24 protein-coding genes are annotated in these 23,702 nt (G+C 65.9%); 9 read left to right on the forward strand and 15 right to left on the reverse strand.

Going from position 1 to position 23,702, the window contains the following annotated elements; all coding sequences use genetic code 11:
• Window positions 1–109 precede the first annotated feature (109 nt).
• Genes DKT70_RS06310 through DKT70_RS06320 form a run of 3 tightly spaced genes read right to left on the reverse strand, consistent with a single transcriptional unit; the run spans window position 110 to window position 2,603 of the window.
• Complete coding sequence (locus DKT70_RS06310; protein WP_111558336.1) at window positions 110–508, reverse strand: (deoxy)nucleoside triphosphate pyrophosphohydrolase; 399 nt, start codon at window positions 506–508, stop codon at window positions 110–112.
• Window positions 505–1,758 (reverse strand): bifunctional glutamate N-acetyltransferase/amino-acid acetyltransferase ArgJ, encoded by a 1,254-nt coding sequence (argJ, locus tag DKT70_RS06315; RefSeq protein ID WP_111558337.1) that lies wholly within the window; start codon window positions 1,756–1,758, stop codon window positions 505–507. Before argJ ends, DKT70_RS06310 begins: the two co-directional genes overlap by 4 nt.
• Window positions 1,758–2,603 carry a peptidylprolyl isomerase gene (locus DKT70_RS06320; RefSeq protein WP_111558338.1) on the reverse strand — a complete coding sequence of 282 codons (846 nt, stop codon included), beginning with the start codon at window positions 2,601–2,603 and terminating at the stop codon, window positions 1,758–1,760. Before DKT70_RS06320 ends, argJ begins: the two co-directional genes overlap by 1 nt.
• Before the next feature lie 208 nt (window positions 2,604–2,811).
• On the opposite strand from DKT70_RS06320, the gene secA reads away from it, so the two are divergent.
• Window positions 2,812–5,529 (forward strand): preprotein translocase subunit SecA, encoded by a 2,718-nt coding sequence (gene secA / locus DKT70_RS06325; RefSeq protein ID WP_111558339.1) that lies wholly within the window; start codon window positions 2,812–2,814, stop codon window positions 5,527–5,529.
• 102 nt (window positions 5,530–5,631) lie between these two features.
• Here the strand turns inward: secA and fmt are convergent, their stop codons facing one another.
• Genes fmt through def (DKT70_RS06345) form a run of 4 tightly spaced genes read right to left on the reverse strand, consistent with a single transcriptional unit; the run spans window position 5,632 to window position 8,088 of the window.
• Window positions 5,632–6,525 (reverse strand): methionyl-tRNA formyltransferase, encoded by an 894-nt coding sequence (gene fmt / locus DKT70_RS06330; protein WP_111558340.1) that lies wholly within the window; start codon window positions 6,523–6,525, stop codon window positions 5,632–5,634.
• 24 nt (window positions 6,526–6,549) lie between these two features.
• Window positions 6,550–7,050: a peptide deformylase gene (gene def / locus DKT70_RS06335; RefSeq protein WP_111558341.1), complete on the reverse strand. Its 501-nt coding sequence runs from the start codon at window positions 7,048–7,050 to the stop codon at window positions 6,550–6,552.
• Window positions 7,047–7,574 carry a peptide deformylase gene (locus DKT70_RS06340; RefSeq protein WP_233490445.1) on the reverse strand — a complete coding sequence of 176 codons (528 nt, stop codon included), beginning with the start codon at window positions 7,572–7,574 and terminating at the stop codon, window positions 7,047–7,049. The genes def (DKT70_RS06335) and DKT70_RS06340 overlap by 4 nt, the downstream gene beginning before the upstream one ends.
• Window positions 7,567–8,088, reverse strand: coding sequence for a peptide deformylase (gene def, locus DKT70_RS06345; protein ID WP_111558342.1), 522 nt, complete (start codon window positions 8,086–8,088; stop codon window positions 7,567–7,569). Before def (DKT70_RS06345) ends, DKT70_RS06340 begins: the two co-directional genes overlap by 8 nt.
• An 80-nt stretch (window positions 8,089–8,168) precedes the next feature.
• Between def (DKT70_RS06345) and DKT70_RS06350 the strand changes: the two genes are divergently transcribed.
• The 3 genes from DKT70_RS06350 to DKT70_RS06360 all read left to right on the forward strand — a co-directional run bounded on the left by DKT70_RS06350 (window position 8,169) and on the right by DKT70_RS06360 (window position 10,964).
• Complete coding sequence (locus tag DKT70_RS06350; RefSeq protein WP_111558343.1) at window positions 8,169–9,353, forward strand: MalY/PatB family protein; 1,185 nt, start codon at window positions 8,169–8,171, stop codon at window positions 9,351–9,353.
• Window positions 9,354–9,419: 66 nt separating this feature from the next.
• Complete coding sequence (locus DKT70_RS06355) at window positions 9,420–10,379, forward strand: acetyl-CoA carboxylase carboxyltransferase subunit alpha (protein ID WP_111558344.1); 960 nt, start codon at window positions 9,420–9,422, stop codon at window positions 10,377–10,379.
• 354 nt (window positions 10,380–10,733) lie between these two features.
• On the forward strand, window positions 10,734–10,964 hold the full coding sequence (locus DKT70_RS06360; RefSeq protein WP_146612597.1) for a hypothetical protein: 231 nt from the start codon (window positions 10,734–10,736) through the stop codon (window positions 10,962–10,964).
• Here the strand turns inward: DKT70_RS06360 and DKT70_RS06365 are convergent, their stop codons facing one another.
• From DKT70_RS06365 to DKT70_RS06375, 3 genes are read right to left on the reverse strand one after another with little or no spacing between them, the layout of a single operon-like run.
• The gene (locus DKT70_RS06365; RefSeq protein ID WP_233490446.1) at window positions 10,965–11,753 is read right to left on the reverse strand and encodes a lysophospholipid acyltransferase family protein; all 789 of its coding nucleotides are present in this window, start codon (window positions 11,751–11,753) and stop codon (window positions 10,965–10,967) included. It lies immediately after the preceding gene.
• Entirely contained in the window at window positions 11,750–12,646 is an 897-nt protein-coding gene (locus tag DKT70_RS06370; RefSeq protein WP_111558386.1) for a cell division protein FtsX, read from the reverse strand. Before DKT70_RS06370 ends, DKT70_RS06365 begins: the two co-directional genes overlap by 4 nt.
• A 29-nt stretch (window positions 12,647–12,675) precedes the next feature.
• Window positions 12,676–13,350 (reverse strand): cell division ATP-binding protein FtsE, encoded by a 675-nt coding sequence (locus DKT70_RS06375; RefSeq protein WP_072295831.1) that lies wholly within the window; start codon window positions 13,348–13,350, stop codon window positions 12,676–12,678.
• A gap of 113 nt (window positions 13,351–13,463) precedes the next feature.
• Between DKT70_RS06375 and DKT70_RS06380 the strand changes: the two genes are divergently transcribed.
• Window positions 13,464–14,219: an MJ0042-type zinc finger domain-containing protein gene (locus DKT70_RS06380; RefSeq protein WP_111558346.1), complete on the forward strand. Its 756-nt coding sequence runs from the start codon at window positions 13,464–13,466 to the stop codon at window positions 14,217–14,219.
• A gap of 27 nt (window positions 14,220–14,246) precedes the next feature.
• On the opposite strand, the gene DKT70_RS06385 is transcribed toward DKT70_RS06380, so the two are convergent.
• The 4 genes from DKT70_RS06385 to argH are packed head-to-tail and all read right to left on the reverse strand — an operon-like array spanning window position 14,247 to window position 19,568.
• Entirely contained in the window at window positions 14,247–16,763 is a 2,517-nt protein-coding gene (locus DKT70_RS06385; RefSeq protein ID WP_233490447.1) for a DUF4175 domain-containing protein, read from the reverse strand.
• Complete coding sequence (lysA, locus tag DKT70_RS06390) at window positions 16,754–18,019, reverse strand: diaminopimelate decarboxylase (protein ID WP_111558347.1); 1,266 nt, start codon at window positions 18,017–18,019, stop codon at window positions 16,754–16,756. The genes DKT70_RS06385 and lysA overlap by 10 nt, the downstream gene beginning before the upstream one ends.
• Window positions 18,019–18,165, reverse strand: coding sequence for a hypothetical protein (locus DKT70_RS17995; protein WP_158529958.1), 147 nt, complete (start codon window positions 18,163–18,165; stop codon window positions 18,019–18,021). The genes lysA and DKT70_RS17995 overlap by 1 nt, the downstream gene beginning before the upstream one ends.
• Complete coding sequence (argH, locus tag DKT70_RS06395; RefSeq protein WP_111558348.1) at window positions 18,162–19,568, reverse strand: argininosuccinate lyase; 1,407 nt, start codon at window positions 19,566–19,568, stop codon at window positions 18,162–18,164. The genes DKT70_RS17995 and argH overlap by 4 nt, the downstream gene beginning before the upstream one ends.
• A 22-nt stretch (window positions 19,569–19,590) precedes the next feature.
• On the opposite strand from argH, the gene DKT70_RS06400 reads away from it, so the two are divergent.
• A complete protein-coding gene (locus tag DKT70_RS06400) occupies window positions 19,591–20,139 on the forward strand; it encodes a TlpA disulfide reductase family protein (RefSeq protein WP_233490448.1) in 549 nt (182 codons plus the stop codon).
• On the opposite strand, the gene DKT70_RS06405 is transcribed toward DKT70_RS06400, so the two are convergent.
• Window positions 20,117–20,692: a DNA-3-methyladenine glycosylase I gene (locus DKT70_RS06405; RefSeq protein WP_111558349.1), complete on the reverse strand. Its 576-nt coding sequence runs from the start codon at window positions 20,690–20,692 to the stop codon at window positions 20,117–20,119. The genes DKT70_RS06400 and DKT70_RS06405 overlap by 23 nt on opposite strands.
• Before the next feature lie 94 nt (window positions 20,693–20,786).
• On the opposite strand from DKT70_RS06405, the gene DKT70_RS06410 reads away from it, so the two are divergent.
• The 3 genes from DKT70_RS06410 to phbB all read left to right on the forward strand — a co-directional run bounded on the left by DKT70_RS06410 (window position 20,787) and on the right by phbB (window position 23,686).
• A complete protein-coding gene (locus DKT70_RS06410) occupies window positions 20,787–21,602 on the forward strand; it encodes an EAL domain-containing protein (RefSeq protein ID WP_233490449.1) in 816 nt (271 codons plus the stop codon).
• Between the two features lie 96 nt (window positions 21,603–21,698).
• The gene (locus DKT70_RS06415) at window positions 21,699–22,871 is read left to right on the forward strand and encodes an acetyl-CoA C-acetyltransferase (RefSeq protein ID WP_111558350.1); all 1,173 of its coding nucleotides are present in this window, start codon (window positions 21,699–21,701) and stop codon (window positions 22,869–22,871) included.
• A gap of 89 nt (window positions 22,872–22,960) precedes the next feature.
• Entirely contained in the window at window positions 22,961–23,686 is a 726-nt protein-coding gene (gene phbB / locus DKT70_RS06420; protein ID WP_111558351.1) for an acetoacetyl-CoA reductase, read from the forward strand.
• Window positions 23,687–23,702: the final 16 nt, after the last annotated feature.

A 23,702-nucleotide genomic window follows, 5' to 3' on the forward strand; every position in this document is an offset into this window, starting at 1 on the left:
TGCTCCCAGTTCTCAGAGTAGTCATGAAATGGTTAAAAAAGCGTACACAACATGATCATCTAAGACTTATTTGGGCAGTTTGACAACTAAAACGTGCGGACAATTGTCATCAAAGCCACATTTGCAACATGGGGATCAGGGGAATATCGGCTTCGGGCATGGGATAGTCGCGCAGCTTGCCCGCGCGGACCCAGGCCAGCGATTGGCCTTCGCGCGGCTGGACGATGCCCTGCCATCTGCGGCAGGCAAAGACCGGCATCAGCAGGTGGAAATCGTCATAGCTGTGGCTGGCAAAGGTCAGGGGTGCCAGGCAGCTGTTCCAGGTCTGGATGCCCAGCTCCTCGTCCAATTCGCGGATCAGGGCGGCTTCGGGGGTTTCGCCCGATTCGACCTTGCCGCCCGGAAATTCCCACAGGCCTGCCATGGGTTTGCCCGGCGGGCGCTGTGCCAGAAGCACGCGCCCGTCGGGGTCGATCAGGGCCACGGCCGAGACCAGGACAGTCTTCACGACCGGTAATCCGCGTTGATGTCGATATAGCCGTGGGTCAGATCGCAGGTCCAGACGGTCCGCGCGCCCTGCCCCAGCCCCATATCGACACCGATCCGCAATTCGGCATTCTGCATGTAGGCGCTGGCCTTGGCCTCGTCGTAATCGGGCGCCCGCCAGCCGTTTTCGGCCAGAACCATGTCGCCGAAACTGATCCGCAACCGGTCGCGATCGGCCTGTCCACCCGATTTGCCGATGGCGGCGACGATGCGCCCCCAATTGGCGTCCTGACCGGCGATGGCGGTCTTGACCAGGGGAGAGTTGGCGATGGCCATGCCGATCCTGTGGGCATCGGCATCGTCCACGGCGCCGGTCACGGCGATTTCGACGAATTTGGTGGCACCTTCGCCGTCGCGCACGACCAGATGGGCCAGTTCGCGCATCACGTCGTGCAAGGCAGTCGTGAAGGCACGCCCCACATCGCTGTCCAGATCGGTGATGGGTTCGGCCGCGCTGCGGCCCGTCGCGGCCAGGATCAGCGCATCCGAGGTCGAAGTGTCGCTGTCCACCGTGATCGCGTTGAAGGTCGCGTCCAATCCGCCGCTCAGCGCCTGCTGCAACAGGGGCGCAGGAATGGCGGCGTCGGTAAAGAGATAGACCAGCATCGTGGCCATGTCGGGCGCGATCATCCCCGAGCCCTTGGCGATCCCGGCGATCCTGATGTCACCCCCCTGCCCCGCAACGGTGGCGGATGCACCCTTGGGGAAGGTGTCGGTCGTCATGATGGCGCGGGCGGCATCGGCCACCCCGCCCTTGTCCAGCCCTGCGGCCAGATCGCCGATCACCGCGACGATGCGGTCATGCGGCAGGGGTTCGCCGATCACCCCGGTCGAGGATGAGAACACCCGCCCGATCGGCAGGTTCAGCGCCTGCGCCACGGCCCCCGTGACGGCATCGACCGATTCCTGGCCGCGCGCGCCGGTGAAGGCATTGGCATTGCCGGAATTGACGATGATGGCCGCACCCGCGCCCGTGTCATCGGTCGCTGCCAGCTTGGACTGGCAGTCCAGCACGCAGGCCGCACGGGTCGAGGACCGCGTGAAGGCCCCCGCGACCGAGGCCCCCGGCGCGACGCGGATAAGCGTCACGTCGGTGCGGCCCTGGTATTTCACCCCGGCGGCGGCGCTGGCGAATTCGACGCCCTCGATCACCGGCAGGTCGGGAAAGGCAGCGGGCGCCAGAGGCGAGACCGGAAGACCGGCCTTGCCCATTATTCGGCCTCCAGAAGATCGGTGTTGTTCAGCAGCGCGGGATCGACGCCTTCGGTCTTCTTGATGTCAGCCTCGCCCACCAGACGCTCGATCTCGGCCTCGACCTTTTCGCGGCGGATCATCTGCGACAGCTGTTCGCGAACGTCCTCCATCTTGGGGGCCTCGCGCATGCGGGTGTCGTTCAGCTTGATCAGGTGCCAGCCGAACTCGGTCTTGACCGGGTCCGAAACGGCGCCCTTTTCCATGCCCGCGACAGCCTCGCTGAAGGGGGCGACCATCTGGTCGGCGGCGAACCAGCCCAGATCGCCCTTGTTGGGGCCCGAAGGTCCGGTCGAATGCTGTTCGGCCATCGCGCCGAATTCGGCACCGCCATCCAGTTCGGACTTGATTTCCTTGGCCTCTTCCTCGGTCTCGACCAGGATATGGGCGGCGTTGAATTCCTTGGTCTCGCCGGTATCGGCGAACATCTTGTCATAGGCCGCCTGCAGTTCCTCATCGGTCAGCTCGGCCTCGGCGATGTCGGTGACGGCGGCGGTGGCCAGCGCGTTGCGGCGCTGCAATTCGACCTGGGCGCGCACCAGCGCGGTTTCCGTCCCCGACGCGGCAACGGCGGTCTGGCGGATCAGCTGGTCCAGCATCATGTCCCACAGCGCCTGGTCGGGCAGGTTCGCCATGTTGGGGTCCTGCACGGACTGCTTCATGACGATCATCTGGCCGAGGGTGATGTCCTGGCCGCTGACGGTCGCCACGACCGTGTCGGCATCCTGGTCCTGTGCCCATGCGGCAGGGGCGGACAGCATCGGCGCCGCGACGAGGGCGATGGCCAGCAGGTTCGGTCTGAACATGGAAGATCCTTTGTACATCATGGCACGCATCCCCTGTCGGGACCGGGCCAACATTGACAGTCAGGCGGACGGGGCCTACATCCCGAAGCAACTCCGTGGAAGGCACCGCCGCCGCGTTCGTTCCAAACCCTGATACGGCAATGGGGTCGGTGCGGGCAAGTGGGCCGCGGTCACTCGTCTTTCCCAACAACGTGATTGCGAAGGTAACATGCTCGGCATCGGAAATCTGGCAAAGATGGTTTTTGGGACTCCCAACGACCGCATGGTCAAAGGGACGCGCCCATTGGTGGCGCGCATCAACGCCCTTGAGGACGACTTCAAGGCCCTGGACGATCAGCAGCTGATCGACAAGACCCGCGAATTTCAGACACGCGTGGCGAATGGCGAAAGCCTGGACGCCATCCTGCCCGAGGCCTTCGCCAATTGTCGCGAAGGCGCGCGGCGCGCCCTGGGCCTGCGGGCCTTCGACGTGCAGCTGATGGGCGGGATCTTCCTGCATCAGGGCAACATCGCCGAGATGAAGACCGGCGAGGGCAAGACCCTGGTCGCCACCTTCCCGGCCTATCTGAACGCGCTGTCGGGCAAGGGCGTCCATGTCGTTACCGTCAACGACTATCTGGCGCGGCGCGACGCGGAATGGATGTCCAAGGTCTTTGCCCAGCTGGGCCTGACCTGCGGCGTCGTCGTTCCCTTCCAGCCCGAAGATGAAAAGCGCCAGGCCTATGCCGCCGACGTCACGTATGCGACGAACAACGAACTGGGCTTCGATTATCTGCGCGACAACATGAAGGGCAGCGTGGCCGAGATGGTCCAGCGTGGCCACAATTTCGCCATCGTCGACGAGGTCGACAGCATCCTGATCGACGAGGCGCGCACGCCGCTGATCATCAGCGGCCCGTCGCAGGACCGGTCGGAACTGTACAAGGTGCTGGACGGCTATGTGCCGCTGCTGACCGAGGAACATTACAAGCTGGACGAAAAGTCCCGCAACGCCACCTTCACCGAGGAAGGCAACGAGTTCCTGGAACAGCGCCTGCAGGCCGACGGCGTCCTGCCCGAGGGGCAGTCGCTCTATGACCCGGAATCGACCACGATCGTCCATCACGTCAACCAGGCCCTGCGCGCGCACAAGCTGTTCCTGAAGGACCAGCATTACATGATCCGCGAAGGCGAGGTCGCGCTGATCGACGAATTCACCGGACGCATGATGAAGGGCCGCCGCCTGTCGGACGGCCTGCACCAGGCGATCGAGGCCAAGGAAGGCGTCGAGATCCAGCCCGAGAACGTGACCCTGGCGTCGGTCACCTTCCAGAACTACTTCCGCCTTTACGACCGCCTGTCGGGCATGACCGGCACGGCCTCGACCGAGGCCGAGGAATTCGCCGAGATCTACAAGCTGGGCGTCGTCGAGGTTCCAACCAACCGCGGCATCGCGCGTCTGGACGAGCATGACCGCGTCTATCGCACGGCGCAGGAAAAATACGCCGCCGTGATCGAGGCGATCAAGGAGGCCCATGCCAAGGGCCAGCCCACCCTGGTCGGCACCACCAGCATCGAGAAATCCGAGATGCTGTCCGAGCTGTTAAAGAAGGACGGCGTGCCCCACAACGTCCTGAATGCCCGCCAGCACGAGGCCGAAGCGCAGATCGTTGCCGACGCCGGCAAGCCCGGCGCGGTGACCATCGCCACCAATATGGCCGGCCGCGGCACCGACATCCAGCTGGGCGGCAATGTCGAAATGAAGGTGATGGAGGCCCTGAAGGCCGATCCCGAAGCCCATCCCGACGAGATGCGCGCCCGCATCGAATCCGAACATGCCGCCGAGAAGGAGGCCGTCCTGGCCGCCGGCGGGTTGTTCGTGCTGGGCACCGAGCGTCACGAAAGCCGCCGCATCGACAACCAGCTGCGCGGCCGTTCGGGCCGTCAGGGCGATCCGGGGCGTTCGCTGTTCTTCCTGTCGCTGGACGACGACCTGATGCGGATCTTCGGGTCCGAACGTCTGGACAAGGTGCTGTCCTCGTTGGGGATGAAGGAAGGCGAGGCGATCGTGCACCCTTGGGTGAACAAGTCGCTGGAACGCGCCCAGGCCAAGGTCGAGGGTCGCAACTTTGACATCCGCAAGCAATTGCTGAAGTTCGACGACGTGATGAACGACCAGCGCAAGGCGATCTTCAGCCAGCGCCGCGAGATCATGGACAGCGAGGAAGTGGGCGAAATCACTGCCGACATGCGCCACCAGGTCATCGACGATCTGGTCGAGGATTTCATGCCCGCCCGCAGCTATGCCGACCAATGGGACACCGAGGGTCTGAAGACCGCCGTGCGCGAGCGGTTGAACATGAACCTGCCCGTCACCGAATGGGCGGCCGAGGAAGGCGTCGACCAGGAGATGATGCGCGAGCGCATCGTCGAGGCAACCGACACCTACATGGCCGAGAAGACCGCCGGTTTCGGCCCCGAGAACATGGCCCAGATCGAAAAGCAGGTCCTGTTGCAGATGATCGACCAGAAATGGCGCGAGCATTTGATGACGCTGGATCACCTGCGTTCGGTCGTTGGCTTCCGCGGTTATGCGCAGCGCGATCCGCTGTCGGAATACAAGACCGAGGCCTTCCAGCTGTTCGAAGCCCTGCTGGACGGGCTGCGCTTCGACGTGACGCAGCGGCTGGCGCAGATCCGTCCCCTGACCGATGCGGAACGCCAGGAAATGCTGAACCAGATGACGGCGCAGCAGAAGGCCGCGCAGGACGATATGACGATGGAGCATGGCGACGAGGATGGCAGCAATGCCAGCCCCGAAACGCCGCTGCCTGCCGTCGAGGGCTTTGACGAGAACGATCCGTCGACTTGGGGCAACCCCGCGCGGAACGACCTGTGCCCCTGTGGGTCAGGCAACAAGTTCAAGCATTGCCACGGCGCCATCTGAAGTGATCGCGGGGCGCGGTTTGCGTCCCGCGACCACGTTCGCCCCCTGCGGGCGGGGGCCTTGCCCCCACCGCGCCAGGCGGCGAAGGACCGCGTTGCGGTCCTAATCGATCCGCGCGGGTAGTTGCCAGCCCCGCAGCAGGTCATCCGCCGCCATCGGCTTTTTCCCCGATCTTTGCGCCGTCAGCACCTGGATGGCACCGTCACCGCAGGCGATGGTGAAACCGGGCAGGACCTGTCCGGGTTCACCCGACCCCGACGCCAGACGGCTGCGCAGCAGCTTGACCCGTTCGCCGTCGATCTGGCACCAGGCCCCCGGAAATGGCGAAAGGCCGCGGATCTGGCGATCGACCTGAGATGCGGGCTGCGACCAGTCGATCCGCGCCTCGGACTTGTCGATCTTGGCGGCATAGGTGACGCCATCTTCGGGCTGGGGTGTGGCCGCCAGTGGCAACCGGTCCAGCACATCGAGGATCAGGGTCGCGCCCAGGTCCGACAGACGGTCATGCAGGTCGGCCGTCGTGTCCTGCGGGCCGATGGGCGTGCGCGTTTCCGCAAGAACCGGCCCGGTATCCAGCCCTGCCTCCATCTGCATGATCGACACGCCCGAAGCCGCATCGCCCGCCAGAATCGCGCGGTGGATCGGCGCGGCCCCGCGCCAGCGCGGCAGCAAGGATGCGTGGATGTTCACGCAGCCAAGCCGCGGCGCATCCAGAACCGCTTGGGGCAGGATCAGCCCATAGGCGACCACAACTGCGACATCGGCCTGATGGGCCGCAAAGCGGTCCTGATCGGCAGGGTCGCGCAGCTTTTCGGGGTGGAACACGGGCAGCCCCAGTTCCAGCGCCGTCGCGTGGACCGGCGATGGGCGTGGTTTTTGCCCCCGGCCCGCCGCCCGCGGGGGCTGGGTATAGACGGCGACGACATCGTGGCGGTCGGCGATCGCCCGCAAGGCGGGCACCGAAAAATCGGGCGTTCCCATGAAGATCACGCGCATGGCGACGGCCTTTCTGTTGTTGGATCAGCGACGGGCCAGCTTGGCCGATTTCTGCACCAGCATCTTGCGGCGCAGGGGCGACAGATGATCGACATACATCCGGCCGTTCAGGTGGTCGATCTGATGCTGAACGCTGGTGGCCCAGAGATTGACGAAATCGCGATCCTCGATCTGGCCCTCCGCATTCAGGAAGCGCACCGTCAGCGCGCGGGGGCGGCTGATCGTGGCATGGACGCCGGGCAGGTTCGGGCTGGCTTCGTCATGGTCGCGGAACTTGCCGCTGACGTGCAGGATTTCGGGATTGGCCATGCGGATGGCCTGACCGTGCGCCTCGGACGCATCGACCACGGCCAGGCGCAGCATGACGCCGATCTGCGGCGCGGCCAGACCCACGCCCGGCATCGCGTTCATGGTGTCGATCATGTCGTCCCAGATGGCACGGATATCGTCGGTGATCGCCTCGACGGTATCGGCCGCGCGGTGCAGGCGGGGGTCGGCATAGGGCAGGAATGGGCGAACGGTCATGCGGTGTCGGATTCCTTCAGGATCAGGCGGCCGTCCAGATGGTCGGCCTCGTGCTGGGCGATCCGGGCAGCGTCGCCCGACATCTGGCGCATCCGGTGGCGGCCCTGCAGGTCGTACCACCCAAGGGTGATGGACAGGGACCGGGTCACGGACAGGGGCCTGTCGGGAATGGACAGGCAGGTTTCGACCGCGCTGTCGGTTTCATCGCTGCGCCACAGGATTTCCGGGTCCAGCATGACCAGCGGGTCGGGTTCACCCGTCTTCCACCCGGCATCCATCACGAAGATGCGCCGCGACACGCCGATCTGGGGAGCGGCCAAGCCGCGCCCCCGGGCCGCGTACATGGTGGCCAGCATGTCGGCGGCCAGCACCAGGATGTCGGGCTGGGCCAGATAGCCCACGTCGTCGCAGCGGGTGAACAGGACCGGATCGGGGTAGAGCAGGATCGGGCGCACCTTCCCCGCAGCCAGATCGCCTGTCAGGACAGGGGGGATCGGCGATGCGGGGATGGGTGTGTCAGCCACGGGCCTGCTCTCGTTTCAACTTGACCATCTTGCGCGTGATCATCTGGCGCTTGATGGCGGAAAGATGGTCGATGAACAGGATGCCGTCCAGATGGTCCAGCTCGTGCTGGGCGCAGGTGGCCCAAAGGCCGTCGAATTCCTGTTCGTGGGTCTTGCCATCCAGGCCCAGCCACTCCATCCGCAATTCGGCAGGGCGGGTCACGTCGGCATATTGGTCCGGAATGGACAGGCAGCCCTCATCGTAGGTGTTCAGCGCCTCGGACGTCCAGGTGATCTGCGGGTTGACCATGACGATGGGCGCGCGTTCGGCCTCGGGGTCGCGGGTGGCGTCCATCACGAAGATGCGGGCGCCCACGCCGATCTGCGGCGCGGCCAGGCCAATGCCGGGCGCGTCATACATGGTGGCCAGCATGTCGGCGGCCAATGTCTCGATCTCGGGCGTGATGCGCGCGATCGGCTCGGCCACCTTCTTCAGGCGGGGATCGGGATGGATCAGGATGGTTCTCAGGCTCATGATTGGCGATTTAGGGCATGGCTTCACCATAAGCAACAACAGGCGTATGCAGTGTGAAACGCGAAAATCACGAGGATCCCATGAGCCAGCCCGATTTCGACCAGATCATCGACCGCAAGGGGACGCATTGCAGCAAGTGGGACGACATGCAGGCGGCTTACGGCGTGGACCCTGATGACGGGCTGGCGATGTGGGTAGCTGACATGGATTTCCGCCCCCCCCAGGCGGTGCAGGACGCGGTCGAGACGGTCGCGGCGCATGGCATCTATGGCTATCCGGGCGCGCACCGGCCCTATCTGAAGGCGATCTGCTGGTGGATGGAAAACCGCCACGGCTGGCAGATCCGGCCCGAATGGGTGCTGACCTGCGCGGGTCTGGTCAACGCGGTGGCGATGGCGCTGAACGCCTTCACAGCCAAGGGCGACGGGGTGATCGTGATGTCGCCCGTCTATCACGCCTTTGCCCGGGTGATCCGCGCCCAAGGGCGCGATCTGGTCGAATTGCCGCTGGCGCAGCAGGATGGCCAGTACCGCATGGACTGGGACGCGTGGGAAACGATGCTGAAGGGCCATGAAAAGCTGCTGATCCTCTGTTCGCCCCACAACCCCGGCGGCCGCGTCTGGTCCGAGGACGAGCTGCGCCAGGTCGCTGATTTCTGCAGGCGCCACGACCTGATCCTGGTCTCCGATGACATCCATTGCGACCTGGTCCTGCCGGGCAGCCCGCGCCACCGGATGATGGCCACCGTCGCCCCCGACATCGCGGACCGGCTGATCACGCTGACGGCGGCGACCAAGACCTTCAACATCGCCGGCGCCCATATCGGTAATGCGATCATCGCCGACCCTGACTTGCGCGCGCGGTTCAAGGGCGCGCTGATGGCGGCGGGGATATCGCCGGGGATCTTCGGGATGGATATGGTGGCTGCGGCCTATTCGCCGCAAGGCGCCGCCTGGGTCGATGCGCTGGTCGAATATCTGGACGGCAACCGCCGGATCTTCGACGCGGGCGTGAATGCCATTCCCGGGCTGAAATCCATGCCGCTGCAGGCCACCTATCTGTCTTGGGTCGATTGTTCGGGCACCGGCATGACGCCCGACGAATTCACCGCCCGCGTGCAGGAGGGTGCAAGGATCGCCGCCAATCACGGCGCGACCTTCGGCACCGGCGGGCAGGATTACCTGCGCTTCAACATCGCCACGCCGCGCGCCTTGGTCGAACAGGCGGTCCGGCGCCTGCAGGATGCCTTTGCCGATCTGCAATAGGGCCGCGTTGCAACCGTCCGCGACCCCGCATATACAGCCCCAAACCGAACGCCCGGAGCATCACCCATGGTCTATCTGGATTTCGAAAAGCCGCTTGCCGACATCGAGGGCAAGGCCGAGGAACTTCGCGCGATGGCCCGCAAGGGCGATGGCGTCGATGTCGAGAAAGAGGCCGCCGCCCTGGACAAGAAGGCGGGCGATCTTCTGAAAGAGATGTATCGCAACCTCTCGCCCTGGCGGAAAACCCAGGTCGCGCGCCATCCCGACCGCCCCCATTGCAGCCAGTATATTGAGGCGCTGTTCACCGACTACACCCCGCTGGCGGGCGACCGGGCCTTTGGCGACGACCATGCGGTGATGGGCGGGCTGGCGCGCTTCAACGACGCGCCTTGCGTGGTGATCGGCCATGAAAAGGGCAACGACACCAAGTCGCGCATCCACCACAATTTCGGCATGGCCCGCCCAGAAGGCTATCGCAAGGCGATCCGCCTGATGGACATGGCGCATCGCTTCGGACTGCCGGTGATCACGCTGGTCGACACGCCCGGCGCCTATCCCGGCAAGGGCGCCGAGGAACGCGGCCAATCCGAAGCGATCGCCCGTTGCACCATGAAATGCCTGGAGATCGGCGTGCCGCTGGTCAGCGTCGTCATCGGCGAAGGCGGATCGGGCGGGGCCGTGGCCTTTGCCACCGCGAACCGGATCGCCATGTTGGAACACTCGATTTATTCGGTGATCTCGCCCGAGGGCTGTGCCTCGATCCTGTGGAAGGACAGCGACAAGATGCGCGACGCGGCCGAGGCGCTGCGCCTGACCGCACAGGACCTGAAGAAGCTGGACGTCATCGACCGCATCATCGCCGAGCCGATGGGCGGCGCGCAGCGCCTGCCCGCCGAGGCCATCGCCAAGGTCGGCACGGAAATCGCCGCGATGCTGGAGGATCTGTCCGGTAAATCCCCGGCCGAACTGATCGCCGACCGCCGGCAGAAATTCCTGACCATGGGCGCGCATTCCCTGGCCGCCTGATCCACACGACATTGTGACCCAAACGCCACAGCCGCCCCTTTTGGGCGGCTGCTTGCATTTGCGCACTTGCGCGCCATGCAGGGAATCGGGCAGCGTCCGCCTTGCCCGTATCATGCATCAACGAGGGAGGGGCCGCACATATGACCAATGTCACCAAAGCCGCCCAGCCCATGCATGATGGCCGCCAGTCGCGACGAAATCCGCTGCTGACCGCCTGAACAGGCATTTTCCGACCGATGCCCTGACCTGACCGACCGCCTTTGCGCGGCCTGTCCGCACGGCATCATTCCATCCTCAACCAACCCGTTTTCCGGTCGTGGCACAGCCATGTCCGGCTTGCAAAGGACTGCAATGATGATTGCCCAGATGACGCCGCAGGCCCCTGCCCTGCGTCCCGCCCTGCATCGCCTGATCGCCCGTCACGGTGCGACGGCGGTGACATTCGCCCTGTTTCGGGCGCTGCTGATCAGGCGGCGGAAAAGACCGAGGCCGCCCGACGCCTATCACCTCAGCCCGCATATGCGGCGCGACATCGGGCTGCCTCCGGCGGGGCCCCATGTCCCGAAATACTACGAACTGCGCTGATCAGGGGCGGGCGGCATCACTGTCGCCCGCGCCCAGCACCAGACCCGCCTCGGCCATCAACCGGTCCGAGGCGGCCTCGACCTGGCGTTCCAGCCGCGGCATGAAATCGGCCTGCGGCTGGTCCGGATCGATGACGGGCAGAAACTCGACCACGGCACGACCGCGGCGGATGCCCCAACCGCTGCGCGGCCAGAACAGGCCGGCATTCACCGCGACCGGCACCACCGGCAGCCCGGTTCCCGCCCGCAATGTCGCCACCCCGTGCTTATAGGGTTTGCGCTGCCCCGGCAGGGTGCGCGTGCCTTCGGGATAGATGATCAGCTGACCGACGCCGCCATCCTGCATGCGCGCCTTGACCTCGGCCGACATGATGCCCATCGCGTCGCGCCCGCGACCGCGATCGATGGGGATGCAACCGACCTTCCATGCATACCAGCCCATGACGGGAACGCGCATCACCTCGCGCTTCATGATGAAGGCGCGGCGGGGCACGGCATGGGCGATGACCAGGATGTCCCAGAAGCTTTGATGCTTGGCGGCGATGATGCAATCGCCCGTGGGCGGCGTGCCGCGGATTTCGCAGGTCAGGCCCAGATGCAGGCGCGCGGCCCAGATCATATAGCCGATCCAACGCGTCGCCACCCGGTTCGCGCCCGCCCGCCCGTGCCGCATCTGCGGCAGGCCGAACAGACCGATCACCACCGTCGCCAGCGCGACATGCACATAGAACAGGACGTTCTGGACATATTGCCAAGGCCCGAGGGGCGCGGGAACGGCGCGGGTGGTCAACGGACAGCCTCCAGCATGTTCAGCGCGGCCCAACGGGTGGCCAGAAAGCCCACCGCCGCCGCGACCAGCGGGATGGAGAGCGGCATCAGCCAGTCCCACCCCTGAAACCCAAGCCCGGTCAGAAAGCCGCCCGCCGCGCTTGCATCGGGCAGGATCGAAACCGCCCCGACGCCCAGCACCGTGCCGACGGCCGACCCGATCGCGGCGCGCCGGGTAAAGCGGCGGACGAAGGCGGTGGCGATGGTCAGGTCGCGCGCGCCGATCAGGCGAAGGACGCGGATGACCTGCCCATTGGCCGCCAGCGCCGCCTTGGCCGCCAGCGTGATCATGGCCGCCGAGGCCGCCGTGATCAGCAGCAGCGACACGATCCCCAGCATCCGCAGGCGATTGGCCGCAGAGACCAGCGGCCTGCGCCATTCGGTATGGTCGTCCAGGATCGCGCCGGGCACCTCGGCCTCCAGGCGCAGGCGCAGGCCCTCGGCGTCAAAATCATCGCCCCGGATCGGGAGGTCGATCAGCGCAGGCACCGGCAGGGCGTCGACCGGCATGTCGGGCCCGAACCAGGGTTCCAGCAGCATGGCCAGTTCCTCTTGGGGCAGCTGGCGCGGCTCTCCGGTGCCGGGGGTGGTGCGCAGCAGTTGCAGGGCGGTCTGGACCTGACCCTCCTGCTGGTCGGCGGGGGCGCTGATGCGGACCGTGACCGAACCCGCAAGCTGGGTGGACCAGTGATCGGCCAGCCGCCCCGTCGCCAGTGCCAGCGCCAACGCGAAGACCGCCAGAAACGCCATCGCCCCTGCGGAGAACAGCGTCAGCTGGGCGGTGAAGCCCGTCGGCGGGACGATGCGGTCGCCCTTGCCGCCTTCGTCGCGCAACAATCCCCTGCCAAGGGTCATCAGGTTCAGTGCCAAGCTTTTGCCCCGTTTCACAGATCCGCCCCCGCCAGCTGAAGGTTGCCGCCCGAAATCCGCAGGACCCGCGCCGTCACCTGCGCCTTGGTGGCGCGGATCAGGTTCAGGTCATGGGTCGCCACCAGCACGGTCTTGCCGGATTTGTTCAGTTCGATCAGCAGCTGCATCAGGCGCATGGACATGTCCCAATCCAGGTTGCCGGTCGGTTCATCGGCCAGGATCAGGTCCGGTGACAGGATCACCGCCCGCGCCAGGGCCGCGCGCTGACGTTCGCCGCCCGACAGCGACGGCGGCAGGGCGCGCGCGTGCTGCGACAGCTGCACCCAACCCAGAAGATCGCGCAGGGCGTCCATATCCACGGGTTCATGCGCCACGCTCAGCGGCAGGGCAACGTTTTCGGCAACGGGCAGATGGTCCAGGAATTGCGGTTCCTGATGCACCACCCCCACCCGCCGGCGCAGGTCCGCGATATCGTCGCGCGACAGATCGCGCATCTCATGGCCGAAGGCCGTCATCTGTCCCGCCGTCGGCAGCAGATCGGCATAGCACAGACGCAGCAGCGTCGTCTTGCCCGACCCCGACGGCCCCGTCAGGAAATGGAACATGCCCGGCTGCAGACTGAGCGTCATCCCCGACAGCAGCTCGGCCCTGCCGTGATAGCCGAACCCGACATCCCGCATCTCGATCAAGCGCCACCTCTTTTCCGTTTCAGCCCGTCTTGCGCGGGGCATTTGCATCCGGCGCGTCTTGGAAGCCGGACCTGCGCTTGATAGAACAGGCACAAGACGAATGCGAGGGTGGCATGGCTGAATTTAGGTTGAACTGTCCAGGCTGCGGCGCGGAATATGTCGTGCCGCAGGACGCGATCCCCGCCGCCGGCCGCGAGGTCGAGTGCAGCCGCTGCGAACGCATCTGGCAGGCGCAGCGGCCCAAGGACCCTGCGCGCCCACTGGATCTGGCCGATTTCACCGCCCCCTCGGCCCAGGATGACGATAATGCCGCAACGCCACCGCCCCTGCGCCCGGCCAGCAAGCGCCTGTCGCCCGACATCCTGGACATCCTGCGCGACGAGGTCGAACACGAACGCCGCCTGCGCGAGGCCGAAAGCGACCCCGACGCCCCCCGCCCGGCCATGCCCGCCGGTGGCATGACCGACAACGACTGGCCCGCGACCACGGTGACGATGCCGGCGGAGGACGCCACGCCGTCCGAGGGTCGCCCGACCACGCCGACGGTCATCCGACACATGCCGCCGCGTCCCCCAGCGGCCCAGCCAAAGCCCGCCCCGCAGCGTCCCCGTCCCGTTGCGCAGCCAGTGGCGTCGGAACCTGTGGCCGTGGCCCCCGTCAATGATGCTGCGCCGCAACCGGGCGCGCGGCGGGGTTATGGAACCGGCTTCGGCATCTCGATGCTGGTGACGGCGGCGCTGCTGGCGCTGTACATGGCGACGCCGATGATGGCCGCAAAGGGCCTGCCCATGGCCGATCAGCTGACCGGATTGCGGGCCGAGGTCGATCAGGCCCGCCAATGGCTGTCGGCCACGCTGATCGACCGCTGAACGTCCCGTCCCAGGAAAGGGCTGGTCTCAGAACTGGTCGCCCAAGCGGTCCAGATAATCCAGCTCGGATGCCGAGCGGCCCGGATCGCCCATGCGGCGCCGGATCTCGTCCAGCAGATCGCGCGCCCGGGCGGCAGGGTTGGTGCCAAGCCCGCCTTCGCTGTCGCCGGTGATCTGGTTGGTGCCGGTGGGCTGCTGACGCCCCAAGGGGTCGGTGCCGGGATTGCCGCTGGCCTGGCCGCTGCCATCGGCGCCACCGGTCTGGCCTTCCTGGCCATCCTGACCGCGCTGACCCTGCTGCCCCTGTTCGGCCAGCATGTCGCCCATGGACTGCATGCCCTCACGCATGGATTGGATCGCGTCGGCCTGGCGCTGCATGGCGCGGCCGGTATCGCCTTCGCGCAGGGCCTGTTCGGCATCCTCCATCGCACGGCCGGCATCGTCCAGCCGGTCGCGGGCCTGATCCCCCCGTTCGGACCCCTGCCCCGGCAGCAGGCCGCGCTGCTGGTCCAGATCCTCGCGCAGCGCCTGCTGGCGGTCGGCCAGATCGCCGGTCTCGCCCTGCTGGCCGTCGCGGAACTGGCGCTGCGCCTCGCGGAAGGCTTCGTCCGACAGCTGCTGCTGGTCGCGCAGCGTGTCTGCCAGCCGGTTCATCGGCTGGCTGCCCTGCGATCCTTCGCCCTGCTGGCCTTGCTGGCCCCGGGATTGGCGCACCTGCAGGTTTTCCATCATGCGATTGAACTGTTCCAGCAGCTGCTCGGCCTCGGCCATGCGGCCTTCGTTCATCAGGCGCTGGATCTCCTCCATCATCTGCTGGATCTGGTCGCCGGTAATCTCCTGGCCCTGTTCCTGGCCCTGGTCGGGACTGTCGGCCTGGGGCGCTTCGCTCTGTTCGGCCAGCATACGGGTGTAATCGTCTGTGGCTTCGCGCAACTGGTCCATCAACTGCTGAATCTCATCGGGGCTGGCACCGTTGCGGATGGCCTCGGACAGCTTTTCCTGCGCGTCGCGCATCGCCTGCAGCGCATCCGACAGCCCGCCATCCTCCAACTGGACGGCCGCGTCCCACAGTGCCTCGGCCAGACGGTCGCGGGCGTCAGACTCGAAATCGGGCCCCTCCAGCAGCGCGACCGAGGCCCGGAGTTCCCGGTAAAGCTCGCCCTCGACAAAGCCTTCGGGCTGCCAGGTCAGGGCGCGCAGGATCTCGGCGCTGCGGGGGGCGTTGGCCTTGGCCCACAGCAGGTCGCGCCGCATCTCGATCAGGGCGGCGGCCAGCGGATTGAAGAAGCGTCGCCCCGGCAGGACGGTGGCGCGCGGATCGGATTGGCCGACCTGCTGGATACCGTCGGTGGCGCGCAGCGTTAGGCTGACCGGCAGGTTCGCCCAAGGGTGACGTGACAGATCCTCGACCAGCCGGCCCTGCACATCCTTGCGGTCGCGCGACGGCAAAGGCAGGTTCAGCCGGATCGGGTCGCGTGGGTCGGGATCGGCGGCCAGGCCAAAGCGGCGGTCCAGCTGGGCCATGTCCAACGTGATCACGGCTTCGGCGTCCGCCAGACCATGATCGTCGCTGGCGGTGAAATCCTGCATCATCCGGCCATCGGCACGGCGTGCGGCGGCCTCTCCGGGGGTGATCCGGGGCGCGAGGTCGGGCAGCACGGTGATGGCAAAGCGCCGGTCCAGGATCTGGACATGGCCCGACTGTTCGGCCCTAATGACCATTTCCTGCGGATCATCACCCTGCAGCGCGCCGATATCCTGTTCGACGGTCTTGTCGTCCCCGTAAAGCCGGACCTGCACCAGGCTGCCCTTGGGCAGTTCCAACGCATCGCCCTGCAGCGCATTCAGATAGATGGTCGGGCGTCGGGTATAGGCGGGCGGCTCGGCCCAGCCTTCCCATGCGGGACCGGTATCGGCGGCGGATTGCGGCATCATGCGGGGGGCGACGGTCGCGGCGATGGCGCCGATCCCCTGCCCCACCTGCCCGATGCCGCCAAAGATCAGCGCCATGACCAAGGCCACCAGCGCAGCAAGCCGCAGCGCCAGCGGGTCGCGCCGCGCCAGGCCTGCATCGGGGCGCACCGGCCGCGCGGCCTGCGCCGCCTGCCGCATCTGTCGGATATGGGCATCCCACAGCGCGCCCTCGCCGCCGATGGCGGCCCGGTCGGCCAGGGCGCTCAGCGGGCGGCCCGGCAGAGTGCGGTCCAGCCGCAGCAACGCCTCGGCGGGGCGGACCCGGCGCAACCGGACGCCGCCAAGGATCGCGGCACCGATGACGGCCAGCAGCCACAGCCCCGCGACCCAAGGCAACAGGATGGCGGGCATCACCTGCGCCACCCCGAAGGCCAGCGCCGCAAACCCCACGGCCAGCAACACCGCCAGCGGCCAGAAGGCCGCTATGACCCGTTCCCAGATCATTCCCCACCGCGTCAGTGCCAGGGCGCGCGCAACAGACCTGCTGAGCCCTGCCGACAGATCGTCGGTTGTCCGGGGGCGGCTGGCCCCCGGCGTTTCGGTTTCGTGCTGTCGCCCGGTCAAAGCCATTCCGGGATGCTATCCCGGGCCAGCATTTCCTCAAACGTCGGACGTGCGCGGATGACGGCGAAGTGATCCCCGCTGACCAGAACCTCGGGGACCAGGGGCCGGGAATTGTATTCCGAGGCCATCACGGCCCCATAGGCCCCCGCCGACCGGAAGGCGACCAGATCGCCTGCCGCCATGTCGGGCAGCTGCGCGCCCTTCTGGAAGGTGTCGCCCGATTCGCAGACCGGTCCCACCACGTCGAAGGATTGCACGGCTGCCGCCACGGCGGGTTCGACCACCGGCACGATGTCGTGATGCGCGCCATACATCGCCGGACGCAGCAGGTCGTTCATGGCGGCGTCCACGATCAGGAAGTCGCGATCCTCACCATTCTTGACGTAGATGACCTGGCTCAGCAGCACGCCCGCATTGCCGACGATGTTGCGGCCCGGCTCGATCTCGATCTCGCAGCCCAGATCGCCGACGGTGTCGCGGATCACCTGCCCGTATTCCAGGGGCAAGGGCGGCGCGTTGTTGTCGCGGCGATAGGGGATGCCCAGACCGCCGCCCAGATCCAGGCGCGTGATCACATGCCCGTCCTCGCGCAGCGCGCGGGTCAGTTCGGCCACCTTCAGATAGGCGGCGCGGAACGGCTCCAGATCGGTCAGCTGGCTGCCGATATGCACATCGACGCCCACCACCTGAAGACCCGGCAGGGTGGCCGCCTCGGCATAGACGTCGCGGGCGCGGGCGATGGGGATGCCGAACTTGTTTTCCGACTTGCCGGTGGCGATCTTTTCATGGGTCTTGGCATCGACATCGGGATTGACCCGGATGGCGATGGGCACGGTCGCGCCCAGACCATGGGCCACGCGCGACAACACGCGCATCTCGGGTTCGGATTCGACGTTGAACTGGCGGATGCCGCCGCGGATGGCCAAGGCCATCTCGGCCTCGGTCTTGCCGACGCCGGAAAAGACGATGCGGTCACCCGGCACCCCCGCCGCCTTGGCGCGCAGGTATTCCCCGCCCGATACCACGTCCATGCCCGCGCCCAGATCGCCCATCAGCTTCAGCACGGCCAGGTTGCTGTTCGACTTGACCGCAAAGCAGACAAGGTGATCGGTCCAGTCCAAGGCCTGCCGGAACAGGGTGAAATGCCGCGTCAGCGTGGCCGCGGAATAGACATAGACGGGCGATCCGACCTGATCGGCAATGCGCGACAGGGGGACGTCCTCGGCGTGCAATTCGCCGTGCTGATACTGGAAATGGTCCATTACATCTGCGCCAGGACACCGACGCGGGCATCGCCGCTGATGGTGACGCCGGATTGAGCGGGTTTTTGGACGGGACGCTCGGGCGCGCCGTCGACGCCGCAGGCGGCCAGCGCCAGAACGGCCAACAGGGACAGGCGGATCATCATGCCAGTTTCTCCTTCCAGCGGGCGATCTGCGCGCGGACCTGATCGGGCGCCGTCCCGCCATAGCTTTGCCGCGAGGCGACCGAGTTGTGAACCCCCAGCACGCCGAACACGTCTTGGGTGATGTCGCCATGGACCGACTGCATGTCGGCCAGCGTCAGGTCGGGCAGGTCGATCCCCTTGCCCTCGGCCATGGCGACAAGCGATCCGGTGACGTGATGGGCGTCGCGGAAGGGCAAGCCCAGTTCGCGCACCAGCCAGTCGGCCAGATCGGTGGCGGTGGAAAAACCGGTCGCCGCGGCAGCTTCCAGATTGGCGGTGTTCGCGGTCAGGTCGGACAGCATTCCCGACATGGCGGCCAGAGCCAGCATCAGGTGATCGGCGGCGTCGAAGACCTGTTCCTTGTCCTCTTGCATGTCCTTGGAATAGGCCAAGGGCAGGCCCTTCATCACCGTGAACAATGCGACATTCGCCCCCAAGATGCGCCCGATCTTGGCGCGGATCAGCTCGGCCGCGTCGGGGTTGCGCTTCTGCGGCATGATCGAAGACCCGGTCGACCACTTGTCCGACATCGACACGAAGCGGAACTGGGCGGATGACCAGATCACCAGTTCCTCGGCCAGGCGCGACAGGTGGACGGCGCAGATGCTGGCCGCCGACAGGAACTCAAGCGCGAAATCGCGGTCGCTGACGGCGTCCAGGCTGTTGGCCATGGGACGGTCGAAGCCAAGCGCCTGCGCGGTGGCATGGCGGTCGATCGGATAGCCGGTCCCGGCCAGCGCGGCGGCCCCAAGGGGCGATTCGTTCATGCGGGCGCGGGCGTCCTGAAAGCGCGACAGGTCACGGCCGAACATCTCGACATAGGCCATCATGTGATGGCCCCAGGTCACCGGCTGCGCGGTCTGCAGGTGGGTGAAACCGGGCATGACCCAATCGGCACCGGCTTCGGCCTGACCCATGGCGGAGCCGATCAGGGCGCGCAGTCCGCTGATGGCGGCGTCGCATTGGTCGCGGACCCACAGGCGGAAATCGGTGGCGACCTGGTCGTTGCGGGACCGGCCCGTGTGCAGGCGCCCTGCCGGTTCGCCGATGATCTCCTTCAGCCGCGCCTCGACATTCATGTGAATGTCTTCCAGCGCGGTCTTGAAGGGGAAATCTCCGCCCTCGATCTCTGACAAGACGGTGAGCAGGCCTTCCCTGATGGCGCCCGCATCGTTATCGCTGATGATGCCTTGTGCTGCCAGCATGGCGGCATGGGCCCGGCTGCCCGCGATATCCTGGGCGTAGAGCCGTCGGTCGAAACCGATCGAGGCGTTGATCGCCTCCATGATCGCATCGGGACCGGCGGCAAAGCGCCCGCCCCACATGCTGTTGGCGGCATCAGTGCTGTCGGGCCGGTCGGTCATATGTCAGTCCTTCGGAGGTCACATGCTGCGTTCCGCCCTGCTTTATACGGCACTTGTTTTCGGTGCAAACACCGCCTTTGCCCAAAGCCCCGATTGGCAGGCCGCCAAGGACGGCGGGCTGCCGAAACTGGTCGTGGCCGAGGATGCTGCGCCGATCAGCCAGACCGAATTCACCGACATCGAGGGCAATGCCCACACCCTGGCGGATTACGAAGGCAAGGTCGTGCTGGTGAACTTCTGGGCCACATGGTGCGCCCCCTGCCGCGAGGAAATGCCCGCGCTGGACCGCCTGCAGGCCGAACTGGGCGGCGACGACTTCCAGGTCGTGACCATCGCAACGGGTCGCAACGCGCCCGCCCGCATCCAGTCCTTCTTCGACGAGGTCGGGGTGGAAAACCTGCCCATCCTGCTGGACCCGCGCCAGATGGTCGCCCGCGACATGGGCGTCGTCGGCCTGCCCGTCAGCGTGCTGATCGACCGTGATGGCAAGGAGGTCGCGCGCTATCTGGGCGATGCCGAATGGGATTCGGATGTGGCCAAGACATTGATCACCCAGCTGACAGCGCCCTGACCGCGTCATGGCGGTGGCAGGAGGTGATGTGATCGTTCACCATCCCCGTCGCCTGCATGAAGGCATAGGTGATGACCGGCCCGCAGTAAGTGAACCCGCGCGCCTTCAGCGCCTTGGACATGGCCATCGATTCGGGGGTGGCGGTCGGCACGCTGGCCATGTCGGGCCAGGCATTCTGGATCGGCGCGCCCCCCACAAAAGACCACAGCCAGGGGGCGAATCCCTCAGTCGCCTCGATCTTCTGGAACAGGTTGGCGCTGCGGACGGTGGCGGTGATCTTGCCGCGATGGCGCACGATGCCGGGATTGCTCAGGGCACGGTCGATGCGGTCTTCATCCCACAGCGCGACGCGGGCCGGATCAAAGCCGTCGAATTCCTGCTGGAAGGCCGGGCGTTTGCGCAGGATAGTGATCCAGCTGAGCCCCGCCTGGAACCCATCCAGCACCAGCTTTTCCCACAGCGCGCGGCTGTCATGTTCGGGCACGCCCCAGTCGGTGTCGTGATAGGCGACGTAAAGCGGGTCACTGCCGCACCAGCTGCAACGTGCAAGCATCCATTAACCCTGAGTTGAGAAAACACTGACGATTCACCCAAGATTAAGCCATCATGCCCAGACTGCAAGCAGAGCTGACAAGATGGGGCCCACCGTGAGCGACCTATACCAGAACAACAGTTCGCCGCTGGAAGATGCAATCCGCCTTCAGGATCGCGTCACCTTGTCGGCGGTGGCCGCAGCGGTCGAAAAGGCCAGCGCGGTGCTGGCCTTTCAACCCATCGTGCAATCCCAAAGCACCAAGTCGCCCGCCTTCTGGGAAGGGCTGATCCGCATCATCGACGACAGCGGCCGCCTGGTTCCCTTGCGCGATTTCATGCCCCAGGCCGAAACCACGGAACTGGGGCGCAAGATCGACTGTCTGTCGCTGTCGCTCGGGCTGAAGACGCTGGTCGAGGACCCGTCGCTGCGGCTGTCGATCAACATGTCGGCACGCTCGATTCAGTACCCGGATTGGATCAATACGCTGCGGCGGGGCATTTCGGACGATCCGATGGTGGGCGAAAGGCTGATCCTGGAAATCACCGAAAGCTCGGCCATGGGCATGCCGAACGAGGTCCAGCATTTCATGGCCGAGGTGCAGGGATACGGCATAAGTCTGGCGCTGGACGATTTCGGCGCGGGCTATACCTCGTTCCGTTACCTGCGCGATTTCTGCTTCGACATGATCAAGATCGACGGGCAGTTCATCCGTTCCATTGCCGCCAATCCCGACAACCAGATCCTGACCCGCGCGCTGCAATCCATCGCGCATCATTTCGACATGTTCACCGTCGCCGAATCAGTGGAAACCGCCGATGACGCCAGCTTCTTGATCGACTTGGGAATCGACTGCCTGCAAGGCTACTACTTCGGTGCACCCACCATCGCGCCCCCTTGGAAAAAACCACCGTCGCGTGCGGCGCGCTGACGGGGTTCGCGGGATCGGCGCTTGACGTTACGTCCCGAAACAGCATCCTGACCCCAGAAGGTCGGCCCGTCCGACCGCCCAGGGAAGGAGCCTACCATGTCCAAAGCCGTCATCGTCTCTGCCGCACGCACGCCCGTCGGCAGCTTTATGGGCGCATTCGCGAATGTCCCGGCCCATGATCTTGGTGCCGCCGTCCTGAAAGAGGTCGTCGCCCGTGCCGGTGTCGACCCCGCCGAAATCAGCGAAACGATCCTGGGCCAGGTGCTGACCGCCGCCCAAGGCCAGAACCCCGCGCGCCAGGCCCATATCAATGCCGGGCTGCCGCAGGAATCCGCCGCCTGGCTGATCAACCAGGTCTGCGGTTCGGGCCTGCGCGCCGTCGCGCTGGCCGCGCAGCAGGTCATTCTGGGTGACGCGAACATCGTGCTGGCCGGTGGTCAGGAAAGCATGTCGCTGGCACAGCACGCCGCCTATCTGCGCGCCGGTCAGAAGATGGGCGACATGCAAATGGTCGACACCATGATCCGCGACGGGCTGTGGGACGCGTTCAACAACTATCACATGGGGCAGACGGCCGAAAACGTCGCCGATCGCTGGTCGATCAGCCGCGACCAGCAGGACGAATTCGCCGTGGCATCACAGAACAAGGCCGAGGCCGCCCAGAAGGCTGGCCGCTTCGCCGATGAGATCACCGCCTATACCGTCAAGACCCGCAAGGGCGATACTGTCGTCGACCAGGATGAATATATCCGCCACGGCGCCACGATCGAGGCGATGCAGAAGCTGCGCCCCGCCTTTACGCGCGACGGCACGGTGACGGCGGCCAATGCCTCGGGGCTGAACGACGGCGCCGCCGCCGTGATGGTGATGACCGAGGACGAGGCCGCCCGCCGTGGCCTGACCCCGCTGGCCCGCATCGCATCCTATGCGACCGCTGGCCTGGACCCCGCCATCATGGGCACCGGTCCGATCCCGGCCAGCCGCAAGGCGCTGGAAAAGGCCGGATGGTCGGTGGGCGACCTGGACCTGGTCGAGGCGAACGAGGCTTTTGCCGCGCAGGCCTGCGCCGTCAACAAGGACATGGGTTGGGACCCGTCCATCGTGAACGTGAACGGCGGCGCCATCGCCATCGGTCACCCAATCGGCGCCTCGGGGTGCCGTGTCCTGAACACCCTGCTGTTCGAGATGAAGCGCCGCGACGCCAAGAAGGGCCTTGCCACGCTGTGCATCGGCGGCGGCATGGGCGTGGCCATGTGCCTGGAACGGTAATGCAAACGGGCACGCAATTATCTTGCGCGCCCAAATCTGCTTATGTAGCAATATTTCAATGGTTCTGAATTAATACGGGGGGAGCATCCATGTCGAAAGTCGCTTTGGTCACGGGGGGGTCGCGGGGAATCGGCGCCGCCATCAGCAAGGCCCTTCAGCAGGCCGGCTATGTCGTCGCCGCGAACTATGCGGGCAATGACGAGGCCGCGAAGGCCTTCACGGATGAAACGGGCATCAAGACCTTCAAGTGGTCGGTCGCCGATTACGACGCCTGCGCCGCAGGCATCGCTCAGATCGAAAGCGATCTGGGACCGGTCGAGGTGCTGGTCAACAATGCGGGCATCACCCGCGACGCCATGTTCCACAAGATGACGCCGCAGCAGTGGAAAGAGGTCATCGACACCAACCTGACCGGCGTCTTCAACATGACCCACGTGGTCTGGACCGGCATGCGCGATCGCAAGTTCGGACGGGTGATCAACATCAGCTCGATCAACGGGCAGAAGGGCCAGGCGGGTCAGGCGAACTATAGCGCGGCCAAGGCGGGCGATTTGGGTTTCACCAAGGCGCTGGCTCAGGAAGGTGCGCGCGCGGGCATCACCGTCAACGCCATCTGCCCCGGCTATATCGGGACCGAAATGGTCCGTGCGATCCCGGAAAAGGTGCTGAACGAACGCATCATCCCGCAGATCCCGGTCGGTCGCCTGGGCGAGCCCGAGGAAATCGCCCGTGCGGTGGTCTTCCTTGCGGCCGAAGATGCGGGCTTCATCACCGGTTCGACCATCAGTGCGAATGGCGGTCAGTTCTTCGTGTGATCGACCCGGAAACGAA

The sequence above is a fragment of the Paracoccus sediminilitoris genome, assembly GCF_003259195.1.
GTDB lineage: Bacteria > Pseudomonadota > Alphaproteobacteria > Rhodobacterales > Rhodobacteraceae > Paracoccus > Paracoccus sediminilitoris.

Excerpts from the sequence above, each read along its gene's own strand:
- argJ (WP_111558337.1), bottom strand. The coding sequence starts at position 1,758 with ATGGGCAAGGCCGGTCTTCCGGTCTCGCCTCTGGCGCCCGCTGCCTTT.
- DKT70_RS06320 (WP_111558338.1), bottom strand. The coding sequence starts at position 2,603 with ATGTTCAGACCGAACCTGCTGGCCATCGCCCTCGTCGCGGCGCCGATG.
- secA (WP_111558339.1), top strand. The coding sequence starts at position 2,812 with ATGCTCGGCATCGGAAATCTGGCAAAGATGGTTTTTGGGACTCCCAAC.
- fmt (WP_111558340.1), bottom strand. The coding sequence starts at position 6,525 with ATGCGCGTGATCTTCATGGGAACGCCCGATTTTTCGGTGCCCGCCTTG.
- def (WP_111558341.1), bottom strand. The coding sequence starts at position 7,050 with ATGACCGTTCGCCCATTCCTGCCCTATGCCGACCCCCGCCTGCACCGC.
- def (WP_111558342.1), bottom strand. The coding sequence starts at position 8,088 with ATGAGCCTGAGAACCATCCTGATCCATCCCGATCCCCGCCTGAAGAAG.
- DKT70_RS06350 (WP_111558343.1), top strand. The coding sequence starts at position 8,169 with ATGAGCCAGCCCGATTTCGACCAGATCATCGACCGCAAGGGGACGCAT.
- DKT70_RS06355 (WP_111558344.1), top strand. The coding sequence starts at position 9,420 with ATGGTCTATCTGGATTTCGAAAAGCCGCTTGCCGACATCGAGGGCAAG.
- DKT70_RS06360 (WP_146612597.1), top strand. The coding sequence starts at position 10,734 with ATGATTGCCCAGATGACGCCGCAGGCCCCTGCCCTGCGTCCCGCCCTG.
- DKT70_RS06370 (WP_111558386.1), bottom strand. The coding sequence starts at position 12,646 with ATGACCCTTGGCAGGGGATTGTTGCGCGACGAAGGCGGCAAGGGCGAC.
- DKT70_RS06380 (WP_111558346.1), top strand. The coding sequence starts at position 13,464 with ATGGCTGAATTTAGGTTGAACTGTCCAGGCTGCGGCGCGGAATATGTC.
- DKT70_RS06385 (WP_233490447.1), bottom strand. The coding sequence starts at position 16,763 with ATGGCTTTGACCGGGCGACAGCACGAAACCGAAACGCCGGGGGCCAGC.
- lysA (WP_111558347.1), bottom strand. The coding sequence starts at position 18,019 with ATGGACCATTTCCAGTATCAGCACGGCGAATTGCACGCCGAGGACGTC.
- DKT70_RS17995 (WP_158529958.1), bottom strand. The coding sequence starts at position 18,165 with ATGATGATCCGCCTGTCCCTGTTGGCCGTTCTGGCGCTGGCCGCCTGC.
- argH (WP_111558348.1), bottom strand. The coding sequence starts at position 19,568 with ATGACCGACCGGCCCGACAGCACTGATGCCGCCAACAGCATGTGGGGC.
- DKT70_RS06400 (WP_233490448.1), top strand. The coding sequence starts at position 19,591 with ATGCTGCGTTCCGCCCTGCTTTATACGGCACTTGTTTTCGGTGCAAAC.
- DKT70_RS06405 (WP_111558349.1), bottom strand. The coding sequence starts at position 20,692 with ATGCTTGCACGTTGCAGCTGGTGCGGCAGTGACCCGCTTTACGTCGCC.
- DKT70_RS06415 (WP_111558350.1), top strand. The coding sequence starts at position 21,699 with ATGTCCAAAGCCGTCATCGTCTCTGCCGCACGCACGCCCGTCGGCAGC.
- phbB (WP_111558351.1), top strand. The coding sequence starts at position 22,961 with ATGTCGAAAGTCGCTTTGGTCACGGGGGGGTCGCGGGGAATCGGCGCC.